The sequence below is a fragment of the Ancylobacter defluvii genome (assembly GCF_018390605.1).
GTDB lineage: Bacteria > Pseudomonadota > Alphaproteobacteria > Rhizobiales > Xanthobacteraceae > Ancylobacter > Ancylobacter defluvii.
Genome location: NZ_JAHBGD010000017.1, coordinates 20651 through 34448, shown reverse-complemented (window position 1 = coordinate 34448; position 13798 = coordinate 20651). Strand labels below are relative to the sequence as shown.

The window sequence follows — 13798 nt, the reverse complement described above, 5'->3', positions numbered from 1 at the left end:
CGTGCACCGAGGTGCGCGACCTCTTTCTCCACGATGAATAAGCGGGCTCGCCGCCCGGTGCAAATCCCGCTGGGTGCGAGGCTGTTAACTCCGGTCGACGGTGCCTCTCGTCGTCAGGTCGCGAATGGTCTAAACAGGCCCAATGGCTCAAACCTGCCAGTACAAAGGTGCCCGATTATGGCCGACGGCGTGAAGATCAGCTTTGCCAAATTTCCTGCGACCCTCGATGGCTTCAGCGTGCTGCTGGCCGCTTCGGGCGCGGCGGGCGGGCGGGCTGGCCTGTCGGTGGTAGCCGAAGCGCTGGTAGCGCCGGCCGGCGATCTTCTCGAACGCGCCGGAGCGGCGGACCGCTTCGACGGCAAGAGCGGAACCGTTCTCGATCTTCTGGCGCCGGCCGGGCTTTCCCTGCCGCGTCTTCTCGTGTTCGGCGTCGGCAAGGCGCCCGATCTCCGGCCGATCGATTGGCTGACGCTTGGCGGCGCCATCATGGGCAAGCTACCGGATTCGGCCGGCGATGTCGGCATCCTGGTCGATCTTCCCGGCGTGGAGGTGAGCGCCCAGGCCGCGGCGGAGGTGGCGTTGGGCCTGAGGCTGCGCGCCTATGCCTTTGATCGCTACAAGACGAAAAAGAAATCCGAGGACGCGTCCGGCAAGCTGCGCGTTACCCTTTATGTCAGCGACGATGTCGCGACCAAGCGTGCGTGGAAGAAGCGCGAGGGAATCGGCGAGGGCGTGGTGATCGCCCGCGATCTCGTGAACGAGCCCGCCAATGTGCTCACCCCGACCGAGTTCGCCCGCCGCGCCGGCGACCTCGCCAAGGTCGGCGTCGATGTCGAGGTGATGGGCGAGAAGGACCTGAAGAAGATCGGCATGCGTGCGCTGCTCGGTGTAGGGCAGGGCTCGGATGAGGAAAGCCAGGTGGTGGTGATGCGCTGGAACGGCGGCAAGAGCGATGCCGCCCCGGTCGCGTTCATCGGCAAAGGCGTCGTGTTCGACACTGGCGGCATCTCCATCAAGCCGGCCGCCGGCATGGAAGACATGAAGGGCGACATGGCCGGCGCCGCCTGTGTGGTCGGACTGATGCATGCGCTCGCGCGCCGCAAGGCCAAGGTGAACGCCGTCGGCGTCATCGGCCTCGTCGAAAACATGCCGGACGGCAAGGCGCAGCGGCCTGGCGACATTGTCACCTCGATGTCGGGCCAGACCATCGAGATCATCAACACCGATGCCGAGGGCCGGCTCGTGCTCGGCGACGTGCTCTGGTACACCAAGGAGCGTTTCAAGCCGCGCTTCATGGTGAACCTTGCCACGCTCACCGGCGCCATCCTGGTGGCGCTCGGCACGGAGAATGCCGGTCTGTTCTCGAATGACGACGCTCTCGCCGCCAGCCTCCACGAAGCCGGGCTCGAGACTGGCGAGAAGGTGTGGCGCATGCCGCTCTCGCCCGAATACGACAAGCTGATCGATTCGAAGTTCGCCGATATGAAGAACACCGGCGGCCGTTTCGGCGGCTCGATCACCGCCGCGCAGTTCCTTCAGCGCTTCGTCGGCACGGTGCCGTGGGCGCATCTCGACATTGCCGGCACGGGCATGTCCTCGCCGCAGAGCGAGATCAATCGCAGCTGGGGCGGTGGCTGGGGCGTGCGGCTGCTCGATCGCCTGGTGGCGCACCAGTACGAGGATTGAGCCGGGGGCGCAGCCGTGACGGAGGTCTTCTTCTATCACCTGAAGGAACGGCCGCTGGAAGCGGCGCTGCCGCAACTGCTCGAAAAATGCATCGAGCGGGGCTGGCGCTGCATCGTGCAGGCTTCCTCGCCCGAGCGGGTCGATGCACTTGATCAGCATTTATGGACCTACGCCGAGGCTTCCTTTCTTCCGCACGGCACCGACCGGCAGCCGGAACCGCAGCGACAACCCGTGTTGCTGACCGAAGGCGCGGGCAATCCGAATGGCGCGCAGGTCCGCTTTCTCGTCGAGGACGCCACGCTCGACGACGCCTCGCCCTATGTGCGGGTGATACATATGTTCGACGATAGCGACCCGGCCCGGATCGAGCGTGCCCGGCACGGCTGGCGCGCCGCCCGGGCCGCGGGGCACGAGGTTGCCTATTGGCAGCAGGATTCGCAGGGACGCTGGACGCGCAAGTAAGGCGGGCGGCCGAATCCAACTGCGGCGTGGTCTGGGCGGGTGCCTTCCGCAGCCTGTGGATGACCTCGGCGCGGCGTTAATGAACGGTTAAGCTTACTCATTGATTTCAAAAAGCTTTCCGTTTTCGCCCTTTTCAGGCGGACCTACTCCGTTGCCTCCCTCAAAATGTGTCTGGAGCGCAACACCTGCCCGCGGAATGCCCTTTCGTCGCCCAATTCCGGCACTTTGGCTTTGCGCCCCGAAACCGATTCAAACAATATCGTCTGCGGATGCCGTGCTTCACGTGCGGTGGCTCCTGACAATCGAAAACCCAACATTGTCCAATTTGGGGGAGAATGAAGTGAAGACGGTCATGAAGAATATCCTGCTCGGCTCGGTGGCTGGGCTCGCGATGGTCGGGACTGCTGCGGCGGCCGATCTGCCTGTGAAGGCGAAGGCTGCGGAATATGTGAAGATCTGCTCGACCTACGGCGCGGGCTTCTACTACATTCCGGGCACCGATACCTGCCTGAAGGTCGGCGGCTTCGTGCAGGCCGACTATTACTACCAGGACTACGACTACCTGAACAACGCTGACTTCCAGTCCTCCTACTTCCGCACCCGCGGCACCATCCGTCTGGATGCCCGCACGCAGACCGAGTACGGCACCCTGCGTTCGTTCATCGACCTGCGCGCCACCTACGGCGACGGTCTCGGCAACGTCTACGGCGACGGCGGCGACTCCACTGCCCTCAACCTCGACAAGGGTTACATCCAGTTCGCTGGTTTCACCTTCGGTAAGGTTCAGTCGTTCTTCGACTACTATGCCGACAACAACGTTTGGGGCTTCGACTCCCCGGCGCTGACCGCCGACACCAACGTGACCGCGGCTGCCTACACCGCCGACTTCGGCGGCGGCTTCACGGCCACCATCTCGATCGAAGACGACTCTTCGCGTTCGAACGGCGACAGCCTCGGCAACGTCGCTCAGCCCGATATCCCGGCGCTGATCGGCAACATCAACTACGAAGGCGAGTGGGGCGGCTTCCAGATCGCCGGTGCCGTTCGTCAGCTCGACGACAGCTACTACGACCCCTTCGGCATCACCACCGATGACTCGGTTGGTTGGGCCGTTCTCGGCGGCGTGAAGTTCAACCTGCCGACCCTCGGCGAAGGTGACACGCTGTACATCGAAGGTGCCTACGGCAGCGGTGCGGTCGGTTACACCGGCATCAACGGCGGCTTCTCGACCATCAGCGGCCAGCTGGCTCAGGACCTCTACTACAACTCGGTCACCAACACCCTCGAGACGGGTGATGCCTGGACGATCGCGGCCGAACTCACCCACTTCTTCACGCCCCAGGTCTTCGGCGTGCTGTATGGCAACTACGGCCAGCTCAGCGCTCCGTCTGCGGCTGTCGATTTCGGTGGTTACTCCGACTACAACATCTGGTCGCTCGGCGGCAGCCTGAACTGGTCGCCGGTGAAGAACCTGCTCTTCGTCGCCCAGTACACCTTCATGCAGACCGACTACGACAACCCGGTCCTGAACGACTACGGTTCGTTCATCGACAGCTCGAACGCCCAGCAGGTCATCCTGTCGGTGCGTCGTACCTTCTGATCCTTTCGGGTCTGAATGCCTTGGAAACCCCGGCCTTGTGCCGGGGTTTCTTTTTTGTCGAATGCCGTTGCCGTGCTGTCGGAAATGCCGATAGGTGATCCTCGCCGGCTCGATGAGGCGGAGCAGGGATCTCGGCCGCCCTTGCCGGCACATCGTTGCAGACTTTTTTCTGGCACCTTTGTCGAGACGGGTTGTCCTGAAGCCGAGTCTCAGCGTCACACGGCTTATCGCTCCGCACGCAAATTCCGTTCGCCTGCCATGAGGGCATGTCTTGCGCGCATCGATGGCAACGGGGATAGACGTGGAGATTCCGCGTCATGGCTCCTTGGGAGCTGCCGGACTTTCTCAGGACTGGAAATATCGGCTGTGCCGGAATGCCGGATCGCGACGTCAGTCGCCGGCCGCTTCCAAGGCGTCGATTTCGGAAGAAAGCGTGATCCAGCTCTCTTCCTCGCTGCCGAGCTTTCCGCTCTGCTCGCTTCGCTGCCGCCCCAGTTCGGCAGCCTTTTGCGGGTTCTTGATATAAAGCGATGCATCGGCAAGCTGGCTGTCGAGTTCGGCGATCTGCCGCTCCAGCCGTGCCATGCGTGCTTCTACATCCTTCAGTTTCTTGCGCAGTGGCGCCGCTTCGGCCCGCCGGCGTGCCGCGATCTGGCGGGAGGTATCCAATTTGGGGAGGGAGCGTTCATCCTTGCGATCGGAGCGACGCAACACCAGCTTGCGATACTCGTCGAGATCGCCGTCATAGGGTGCGACGGTCCGGTCGGCGACCAGCCAGAGCCGCTCGGCACAGGCATCGAGCAGCGAGCGATCATGGCTGACCAGAATCACCGCTCCCGGATAGTCGTTGATTGCTTCGACCAGCGCCTGCCGGGCGGCGATGTCGAGATGGTTGGTCGGCTCGTCCAGAATCAGCAGGTGCGGGCCGTGAAAGGCGGCGAGCCCGAGCAGCAGCCGAGCCTTCTCGCCGCCTGACAGGGACGAGACCGGTGTATTGGCCGCAGGGCCGGAAAAGCCCAGTTCCGCCGCCCGTGACCTCACCTTGGCCTCCGGCGCCTCGGGCATCAGCCGGCGGATGTGGTGAAAGGCGCTTTCATCCGCCACCAACTCGTCGAGTTGATGCTGGGCCAGATAGGCGATGTCGAGGCCCGCGGCCCGAACCATGCGTCCGGCAAGCGGCTCCAGCCGGCCGGAGATCAGTTTGGCAAAGGTGGACTTGCCATTGCCGTTTGGTCCTAGCAACGCGATGCGGTCGTCATGGTCAATGCGCAATGTGAGGTTGCGCAGCACCGGATTGCCGGGTTCGTAGCCGACCGATACGCCGTCCAGCGTCAGGATGGGAGGGGAGGGGATGCGTTCGGGATGGCGGATCGAGATCGCCGCCGATGCTTCGCCGACCTCTTCGGCGATAGGCTCCATCCGAGCCAACGCCTTGAGGCGCGATTGCGCCTGTCGTGCCTTGGTCGCCTTGGCGCGGAAGCGCTCGACGAAGGCTTCCATATGCCGGCGCTTGGCTTCCTGCTTGGCACGCAGCTTCTGGTTCTGCTGCAGCTTCTCGGCGCGCTGGCGCTCGAAGGAATCGTAGCCGCCGCGCCAGAGCTGGAGCTTGCCGCGGTCGAGATGCAGGATGAACGAGACGGACTCGTTCAACAGTTCGCGGTCGTGGCTGACGATCAGGACGGTGCGCGGATAATGGGCGAGATAGTCCTGCAGCCAGAGCGTGCCTTCGAGATCGAGATAGTTGGTCGGCTCGTCGAGCAGCAACAGATCCGGCTCGGCGAACAGGATGGCGGCGAGGGCGACGCGCATGCGCCACCCGCCGGAAAATTCCGAGCAGGGACGCTGCTGTGCGGTGTCGTCGAAACCGAGGCCGGCGAGGATGCGAGCGGCGCGGGCCGGCGCGGCATGCGCGTCTATATCGACGAGCCTGGTTTCGATTTCGGCGATCCGGGCCGGATCGGTGGCGGCCGCGCTTTCGGCGATAAGCTGCGCCCGCTCGATATCGGCGGCGAGCACCACGTCGATCAGTCTCTCCGGACCGGCGGGGGCTTCCTGGGCTACCTGGCCGATGCGGGCACCGTTGGGGATACGGATCTGACCGCTCTCCAGCGACAACTCGCCGGTGATGGCGCGGAACAGCGTGGTCTTGCCGGTGCCGTTGCGGCCGACAAGGCCGACCCGCGCGCCTTCCGGTATGGCGGCGGAAGCGTGGTCGATCAGCAGGCGGCCCGCGAGGCGCAGCGATATGTCGTCGAGTGTGATCACCCGTGCCTTTTGCCTTGCCCGACGAGCCGGGGCAAGTGCGTTAGCTGCCGGCGGCGCGATCCGGATGCCGGTTCTGCTTTCGCGCTGTAAGGCGATCAGATCCAGCGACGGGGTGGCGGCATTGGCGAGAAACCAGCTTAGCAGAGCGTGCGCCTGTCCGCGATGATGGGTCTGGTGATTGAAAAAATTACCCAGTGCGATGTCGGGCGGTTGCGCGAATGAAGCGCCGGAACTGTTGGTGTAGCGGATGTCGGCGGCCAGGGCTGGCCCGTCGAGAGTCGCGACGAAAGCGTTGATCCAGCTATCCTCGGTGGTACGGGCTTGGCTCCGTGCATGGAGATTCTCGAACAACGGGGCATCGAGGCGGGAAGGCTCTTCGCCCTCGCCGGTGAAACGCTTCATCCATATGCGATCAGCAACCAGTAAATGATTGAGTTTCCTGTCAGGCGCCGTGAGAAACTGGATCGCGGCATGGGGAACTGGGATCCCTCCTGAGCGAGGAGGTCCTGATGGAAGCCGTCGCGAAGAAGCCGCACAGCGATCGTGAAGGCGATCGGGTTGAGGTGATGAATGAGCCGGACGAGGTCGCGGCGATGCTGTGGCTGAATGAGCTGGGTTGGGGCGTCCGGCGGATCGCGCGCGAGCTCGGGTGCAGCCACATGACAGTGCGCCGCTATGTTGCGGCCGGGAGGGTGGGCGCGCGCGAGGGTGACGGTGCTGGTCGGCGACGACGGGATCGTCGTCAGCCATGGCGGGGCCGAGGACGCCCGTCATAAAGCGCGCTGCGGCCACGGCGAGCGGGCCATCCGTCCCGAGCATCTCGACGGCATCGTCGGTGCCACCGGCAAGGCGACGGCGCCGCCTACCGCTAGATCGCCAACGGCGACGCGATGCTCGTCGGTGAATGGGCGAGGTCTTCGGCGATCCGGTGGTGCCTCCGCCATCCGCGACCGCCTGCTCCACCACAGCCACGTCGTCGCCATCCGCGGCGACAGCTACCAGCGGTGCCCGAGAACCCTGAAACCGCATGAAGCCGAAAGGGGGGGCAGTTCCTGATGTCGCCCCCGGTCCGGTTCCTGATGTCGTTTGACAGGGTGCCGCGCACCGAATCAAAGAAAGCTTCACGATTCTGCGTGTACTGAAGCGAGTTTAGCCGCGCTGCAGCATGATAAATTCGCCGATTCTCCCACGAATTTCAGTTCGATAGGTTGGAATAACAGCGTGTAATCATCTGATTAAATCGATCGGTGAGATTCTTCTCAATATCGAAGGAATCATCCCGCTTGACGGAAGCCATCGCGAGGAATCTTCTGCTGCTCTGGGGGCATTTCTTGGGGATTGGTGGCGCTTCTTCGCCGCCAATCGGGGCGCTGACCATGAAGAAATATCTCGCTGAATTTATCGGTACCTCGGTCCTGGTGCTTTTCGGCTGCGGCTCGGTTGTCGTGACTGGCCTCGCCGAAGTCTCCCATATGTGGTTTCTGGCGGTGGCCTTTGCCTTTGGCCTGTCGGTCACGGCAATGGCCTATGGTATCGGCCCAATTTCCGGCTGCCATATCAATCCGGCGGTGAGCCTCGGCGTATGGGCGGCAGGCCGCCTGTCGGCCAGCGACCTCGTGGCCTACATCATCGCCCAGGTCCTGGGCGGCATCTTCGGCGCGGCGCTGCTCTACCTCCTCATGTCCGGCAAGATCGGTGGCTATGATGTCGCAGCATCCGGCCTCGGCCAGAATGGCTGGGGCGAAGGGTTCGGGCGCGGTTTCGGGATCAGTACCGCCATCCTCGCCGAACTGATCGGCACCTTCGTCTTCCTGGTGGTGATCCTCGGCGCCACCAGCAAGGCCGGTACCACCCCGGTCGCAGGCCTCGCCATCGGTTTGACCCTGGTGTTGATCCACATCGTATTCATCCCTGCGACGGGTGTGTCGGTCAATCCGGCGCGCAGCATCGGCCCCGCGCTTTTCGTCGGTGGGAAGGCGCTTGAGCAACTCTGGCTGTTCGTGGTGATCCCACCCATTGGTGGCCTGCTGGCCGGGCTGCTGTTCCGCGCCAAGGTGCTGGAAGACTAATCGCTCTTCGTAAGAAAACGGGCGGCGGATGCAACTCTACCGCCCATTGCCATTTTGGCCGCGTCGTCCGGGCCTCTTGGCGGCGCCAACGTACCGGGCCGGCTGCTGGCAGGAAGTTCCGCTCCCGCTCCGGCACGGGTGCCGCGCGGCCGCATTGCAGGCGGTGAGCCGTAGCGGGACATCTGAAAAACTGAAAGCCCCGGCTCGTGGAGACGAGCCGGGGCAGCTTCAGCGCGGATCCGGGGTCGGCGGAACGGAAAGCGCCGTAGTCGGCCGATTTCGATCGGCAGGTTTCACGGTAGTGACGAGCCATGGAATGCGGGCTGAACGCGCCGTTGGCTGGCATTCATCTTGAGAGTTGCGGTGAGACCCTGATGGCTCAGCCGGCAAAAAAATGCCCCGGCTTCCTGGGGGAGAAGCCGGGGCGCTATGGGCTCGCGTGGGGCTTGGGGGAGTGGGATGCCGCGAGCCTAACCGTAAATCTCTCAGTAACAGACGGCGCGTTCGATCTGCCGCATCTGGCCGGCGTCGCTCACCCAACGCGTCTGCACCACGCAATCGCCCGCTACAGGGTCAAGGGGCAAATTCACTGTGCTGACAACGGGTGCGGGCTTGAAATAGCCGGTGGCGGATGCGCCGCCCACGAAGACAGCGGTCAGCGCCATGAGCGCCGCGACAGACCCGATGACAAATGCTTTCGTCATGACACACGCCTCCGCCATCCGGCGAAGCAGTGCCGCCGGCATCTATCTCTTCGAAACGCGACCCAATTTGATCAAATCGACTGCACCGCCGTCTTTCGATGTTGAACGCAACGTAGGGTGACCACCGGCCTGCTCCCTGTCATCAGCGTTAACGCGGACTTAACGTGTGGACGCGCCACAAAGTTCCAAGGGGAGTTCAGCAAGTCGTGATCGACCGCATTTCCCGGTTGCCTGTGGCGTCGGCATCATCTTGTCGCGGCAGCGCAGCATCGCTATAAGCCGCAGCGAAATTACTTCTCCCACTTTTGAGGAAAGAACGTCATGGCGCTTGAGCGCACCTTTTCGATCATTAAGCCCGATGCGACCCGCCGCAACCTGACGGGCGCGGTCAACAGCTACATCGAGAAAGCCGGCCTGCGCATCATCGCGCAGAAGCGCATCCTGCTGACCAAGGCCCAGGCCGAGACGTTCTATGCCGTGCACAAGGAGCGCCCTTTCTTCGGCGAGCTCGTGGAGTTCATGATCTCCGAGCCGATCGTCGTGCAGGTGCTGCAGGGCGACGACGCCGTCGCCAAGTACCGCGAAGTGATGGGCGCCACCAATCCCGCGAATGCTGCGGAAGGCACAATCCGCAAGGATTTCGCTCTTTCGGTCGGTGAGAATTCTGCTCACGGCTCCGACAGCCTGGAGAATGCGGCGATCGAAATCGCGCAGTTCTTCTCCGGCAATGAAATCGTCGGCTGAGCGACGCACTTATCCGCGTCGTCCGTCGTCGAATTCGCGCCCCGTCCGGGCTGACCCGGGCGGGGCGTTTTCTTTTCATCGGTTGACGAAAGCTTGGGTTGGCGACGGCCTGCGGCTGTTGCGGCGGCACCTGCTGTCAGGAAATTTCCCGACATAGGGTTGGCCACTCCATAGATTATTATGTATGTTCCTCGAATGGGCGCTGCGGGGGTCCGGCCACAGGAGAAGTGGCCCGCAGCGGGGATGCCGATTTGGCGCGCCAAGAGCGCCCGGGAGTGGGCCCGCCGGAGCCACCTCCTCTTGCCTCACCGTAATACGGCGCGCCAACGCCGAGGGAACCATAAATATGTCTCGTCCGCGGGCGGACGGGCGGTGAGGGGAATCAACATGAGCTATCTTGAGCCGTTATTTTGGCTCGCGCTGGTCAAGATCATCTGGATCAACGTGCTGCTGTCGGGCGACAACGCCGTGGTCATCGCCATGGCGTGCCGGTCGCTGCCCGACCATATGCGTCGCTGGGGCATGATCCTCGGCGCCGGCGTGGCGGTGGGCATGCGTATCGTCTTCACGGCGATCATCGCGTTGCTGCTCGGCCTGCCCTGGCTGCGCATCGTCGGCTCGCTGGCGCTGATGTACATCGCCGTCGACCTGGTGGTGCCGGAAGGCGAGGACGGCGAGGGCGGCGTGCAGGCGCATGACAGCCTTTGGCGCGCTGTCGGCACCATTGCCGTGGCCGATCTGGTCATGAGCCTCGACAATGTCGTTGCCATCGCCGCAGTTGCCGACGGCAATTGGGTGCTGATCATCATCGGCCTTGTCATCTCCATCCCGATGATCGTGGCCGGTGCTGCGCTGATCATGTCGCTTCTGTCGCGGTTCCCCGCGCTGGTGTGGGCCGGCGCCGCGCTGCTCGGCTGGGTGGCCGGCGAGATGTTCGTGTCGGACATCAAGATCGCCGAGTATCTGGGCGAGGCCTTCGTTCATAATTTCGAATATCCGGCGGCGGCTCTCGGTGCGGCGCTGGTTCTGGCGATCGGCTGGTTCATGGCCCGCCGTGTCGCGGGTTCGGCTCGGCACGACGCGACGCATTAAGGTTTGCGATTCCTCTTCCGGTTTGCGCCCGTAGCTGTAAAGGTTGCGGGCGCCTTCCGTTGATGGAGAGGTGGCTGGTACAAATAATTCCAGATGCCAGATCCTCTCCATCGGAGGGCGGATCGTTCCACTCATTCAGACTTTAAAGACCTGAGAGGACGCGATGGATTTTTCTAGTCCCATTTTCTGGGTGTCGTTGTTGCAGATCATCTGGATTGATCTGCTGCTGTCCGGCGACAATGCCGTCGTCATCGCATTGGCATGCCGCTCACTGCCCGAGAAGCAGCGCAAATGGGGCATTCTGCTCGGCGCGGCTGCCGCGGTCGGTCTGCGCATCATCTTCGCGCTTGCCGTCTCCTACCTGCTCGGCGTGCCACTGCTGAAGGTGGTGGGTGCGCTGCTGCTGTTCTGGATCGCCATCAAGCTGGTGCTCGACGAGGGCGGCGATGGCCATCATGTCGAGAGTGCCGACAGCCTGTGGAAGGCGGTACGCACCATCGCCATCGCCGACGCGGTGATGAGCCTCGACAATGTGGTGGCGATCGCCGCTGCGGCGCGCGGCCATGCCGAACTGTTCATCTTCGGCCTGCTGCTCACCATCCCGCTGATCATCTTCGGCTCGCAGTTGATCCTGAAGCTGATCTCGCGCTTCCCGGCACTGATCTGGTTCGGCGCGGCGTTGCTGGGCTGGATCGCCGGCGAGATGCTGGTGAGCGACAAGGTGGTGCTGGAGACCATGCAGACCATGATGCCGCAAATGGTTGAAACCATTGCCGATCCAGAGGATCCGGTGGGGCTCAAGCCGGCGGCGCTGCCGCATTATCTCGCGGCAGTGATCGGGGCGGTCTTCGTTGTCGCCTTCGGCTGGATCGCGAAGAGCCGGCGTTCGGAGGCGGCGGTTTCCGGCTCGCACTGAGCCCTATCGCCGTTTCAATAACAGAGGCGCTCCGCTACGATGGTGGCGGAGCGCTTTTTCATGAATCAGCACACGTCCACCGCGAAGATCTCGCCCGTCCGCATCGGCCATTCGGCGTGCCCGCATGACTGCCCCTCGACCTGCTCGCTGGAAATCGAGATATCCGGCAATAGGATAGGTCGGGTGCGCGGCTCGCGGGGCAATACCTTCACCGCGGGTGTCATCTGCGCCAAGGTGGCGCGCTATGCCGAGCGGGCGCATCATCCCGACCGGCTGACCCAGCCGCTGAGGCGGACCGGGCCGAAGGGGTCGGGGGCCTTCGCGCCGATTTCCTGGGACGAAGCGCTTGATATCGTTGCGGAAAAATTCCGCGAGGCCGAGGCGGCGCAGGGGCCGGAAGCGGTGTGGCCGTATTATTATGCCGGCACCATGGGTCTCGTCATGCGCGACGGTATCAACCGGCTGACCCATGCCAAAGGATATTCGCGTTTCTTTTCAACGATCTGCGTCAATCCTGCCTGGTCCGGCTTCATGGCCGGGGCCGGGCGGCTGTCCGGGCCTGATCCGCGCGAGATGGGTCGGGCCGATCTCAACATCATCTGGGGTACCAATCCGGTCTCGACCCAGATTAATGTGATGACTCATGCGGTTAGGGCGCGCAAGGAACGCGGCGCTCCGATCGCGGTGGTGGATGTGTACCGCTCGCCGACCATGGAGCAGGCGGATATCCCTCTGCTGATCCGTCCCGGCACCGATGGGGCGCTGGCCTGCGCTGTCATGCATGTGCTGTTTGCCGAGGGCTACGCCGACCGTGCCTATCTCGCCCGCTATGCCCGTGACGCGGTGGCATTCGAGACGCATCTTTCGACCCGGACGCCGGAATGGGCGGCGGCGATCACCGGGCTGTCGGCAGCGGAAATAATTGATTTTGCTCGTTTTATCGGCCGGACGCCCAGGACGTTCATCCGTGCCGGCTACGGCTTCACCCGCTCGCGCAACGGGGCGGTGAACATGCATGCGGTGACCTGCATCCCCACCGTTACCGGCGCCTGGCAGCATGAAGGGGGCGGGGCTTTCCACTCCAATTCGGCGATCTTCGGCTGGAACAAGAGCCTGATCGAGGGCACCGATCTGCTGTCCGGTGAGATGTACAGTCGGACCGATCCGGTGTCCGGTCAGCCCAGAAGCACGCGCCAACTCGACCAGTCGCGGATCGGCGCCATATTGTGCGGCGAGGAGGAGGCGCTCGCCGGCGGTCCGCCGGTGACGGCGATGCTGATCCAGAACACCAACCCGGTGACCATCGCCCCCGAGCAGGAGAAGGTGCGCGCCGGCTTCGCCCGCGAGGACCTGTTCGTGGTCGTGCACGAGCAGTTCATGACCGAGACGGCGGCCATGGCCGACATCGTGCTGCCGGCGACCATGTTCACCGAGCATGACGATATCTATCAGGGCGGCGGCAACCAGTATGTCACCCTCGGCCCCAAGCTGGTGGAGCCGCCGGGGGAATGCCGCTCCAACCACGAGGTGATCTGCGCGCTGGCCGAGCGGCTGGGGGCGCGGCATCGCGGCTTCGAGATGAGTTCGTGCGAGATCGTCGACTGGACCTTGCAGGCGACCGGGCGCGGCACGGTCGAGGAACTGGAGCAGGCGCACTTCCTCGACGTGCAGCCGGATTTCGAGACGGCGCATTTCCTCAAGGGCTTCAACTGGCCGGACGGCAAGTTCCGGCTGAGCCCGGACTGGGCCAAGGTGCCGTTCAAGTCGCCGGGCAAGTTCGGGCCGGTCGCCGACATGCCGAGCTTCCCCGACCATTGGGCGGTGATCGAGGAGGCGACGCCGGAATTCCCCTTCCGGCTGGTGACGGCGCCGGCGCGGAACTTCCTCAATTCCACCTTCACCGAAACCCCCGGCTCGTTGGCCCGCGAGAAGCGGCCGACGCTGATGATCCATCCCGAGGACGCCGCGGCGCTCGGCATCGCCGCCGACGACGCGGTGGAGGTGACCAGCGCGCGCGGCTCGGTGATCCTGCACGCGGTGCCGTTCGACGGGCTGCGGCGCGGGGTGGTGGTGGCGGAATCCATCTGGCCGAATGGCCGGCATGTCGGCGGGCGCGGCATCAACACGCTGACCGGCGCCGACCCGGTAGCGCCGGTCGGCGGTGCGGCGCTGCATGACAACCGGGTGCGGATCACGCGGGTGGCGTGAGGCAGCGCATCCATCCGGACGTCTGCGCCGGGCTTCGCCGCTTTAAACGACG

Annotated in this window: 10 protein-coding genes and 1 pseudogene; 8 read left to right on the top strand and 3 right to left on the bottom strand. The window is 63.8% G+C overall.

Going from position 1 to position 13798, the window contains the following annotated elements; all coding sequences use genetic code 11:
* Positions 1–177: 177 nt before the first annotated feature.
* From KHC24_RS11835 to KHC24_RS11825, 3 genes are all read left to right on the top strand, one after another.
* A complete protein-coding gene (locus tag KHC24_RS11835) occupies positions 178–1686 on the top strand; it encodes a leucyl aminopeptidase (RefSeq protein WP_213363482.1) in 1509 nt (502 codons plus the stop codon).
* Positions 1687–1701: 15 nt separating this feature from the next.
* Entirely contained in the window at positions 1702–2148 is a 447-nt protein-coding gene (locus KHC24_RS11830) for a DNA polymerase III subunit chi (protein WP_213363481.1), read from the top strand.
* A 340-nt stretch (positions 2149–2488) separates the two neighbouring features.
* A complete protein-coding gene (locus KHC24_RS11825; protein ID WP_213363480.1) occupies positions 2489–3748 on the top strand; it encodes a porin in 1260 nt (419 codons plus the stop codon).
* A gap of 390 nt (positions 3749–4138) precedes the next feature.
* Here the strand turns inward: KHC24_RS11825 and KHC24_RS11820 are convergent, their stop codons facing one another.
* The gene (locus tag KHC24_RS11820) at positions 4139–6013 is read right to left on the bottom strand and encodes an ABC-F family ATP-binding cassette domain-containing protein (RefSeq protein ID WP_271180688.1); all 1875 of its coding nucleotides are present in this window, start codon (positions 6011–6013) and stop codon (positions 4139–4141) included.
* 150 nt (positions 6014–6163) lie between these two features.
* Positions 6164–6763, bottom strand: a pseudogene (locus KHC24_RS25700) (DinB family protein); the annotation flags it as partial.
* Positions 6764–7389: 626 nt separating this feature from the next.
* On the opposite strand from KHC24_RS25700, the gene KHC24_RS11810 reads away from it, so the two are divergent.
* Positions 7390–8082: an MIP family channel protein gene (locus tag KHC24_RS11810; protein WP_213363884.1), complete on the top strand. Its 693-nt coding sequence runs from the start codon at positions 7390–7392 to the stop codon at positions 8080–8082.
* Positions 8083–8567: 485 nt separating this feature from the next.
* Here KHC24_RS11810 and KHC24_RS11805 read toward each other — a convergent pair whose 3' ends face one another.
* The gene (locus KHC24_RS11805) at positions 8568–8786 is read right to left on the bottom strand and encodes a hypothetical protein (protein ID WP_213363477.1); all 219 of its coding nucleotides are present in this window, start codon (positions 8784–8786) and stop codon (positions 8568–8570) included.
* A 321-nt stretch (positions 8787–9107) separates the two neighbouring features.
* Here KHC24_RS11805 and ndk point away from each other — a divergent pair, with 321 nt between their 5' ends.
* From ndk to KHC24_RS11785, 4 genes are all read left to right on the top strand, one after another.
* A complete protein-coding gene (gene ndk, locus KHC24_RS11800; RefSeq protein ID WP_213363476.1) occupies positions 9108–9530 on the top strand; it encodes a nucleoside-diphosphate kinase in 423 nt (140 codons plus the stop codon).
* A 387-nt stretch (positions 9531–9917) separates the two neighbouring features.
* The gene (locus tag KHC24_RS11795; protein WP_213363475.1) at positions 9918–10622 is read left to right on the top strand and encodes a TerC family protein; all 705 of its coding nucleotides are present in this window, start codon (positions 9918–9920) and stop codon (positions 10620–10622) included.
* Positions 10623–10785: 163 nt separating this feature from the next.
* The gene (locus KHC24_RS11790; RefSeq protein ID WP_213363474.1) at positions 10786–11538 is read left to right on the top strand and encodes a TerC family protein; all 753 of its coding nucleotides are present in this window, start codon (positions 10786–10788) and stop codon (positions 11536–11538) included.
* A gap of 60 nt (positions 11539–11598) precedes the next feature.
* The gene (locus tag KHC24_RS11785) at positions 11599–13746 is read left to right on the top strand and encodes a molybdopterin-containing oxidoreductase family protein (protein ID WP_213363473.1); all 2148 of its coding nucleotides are present in this window, start codon (positions 11599–11601) and stop codon (positions 13744–13746) included.
* Positions 13747–13798 lie beyond the last annotated feature (52 nt).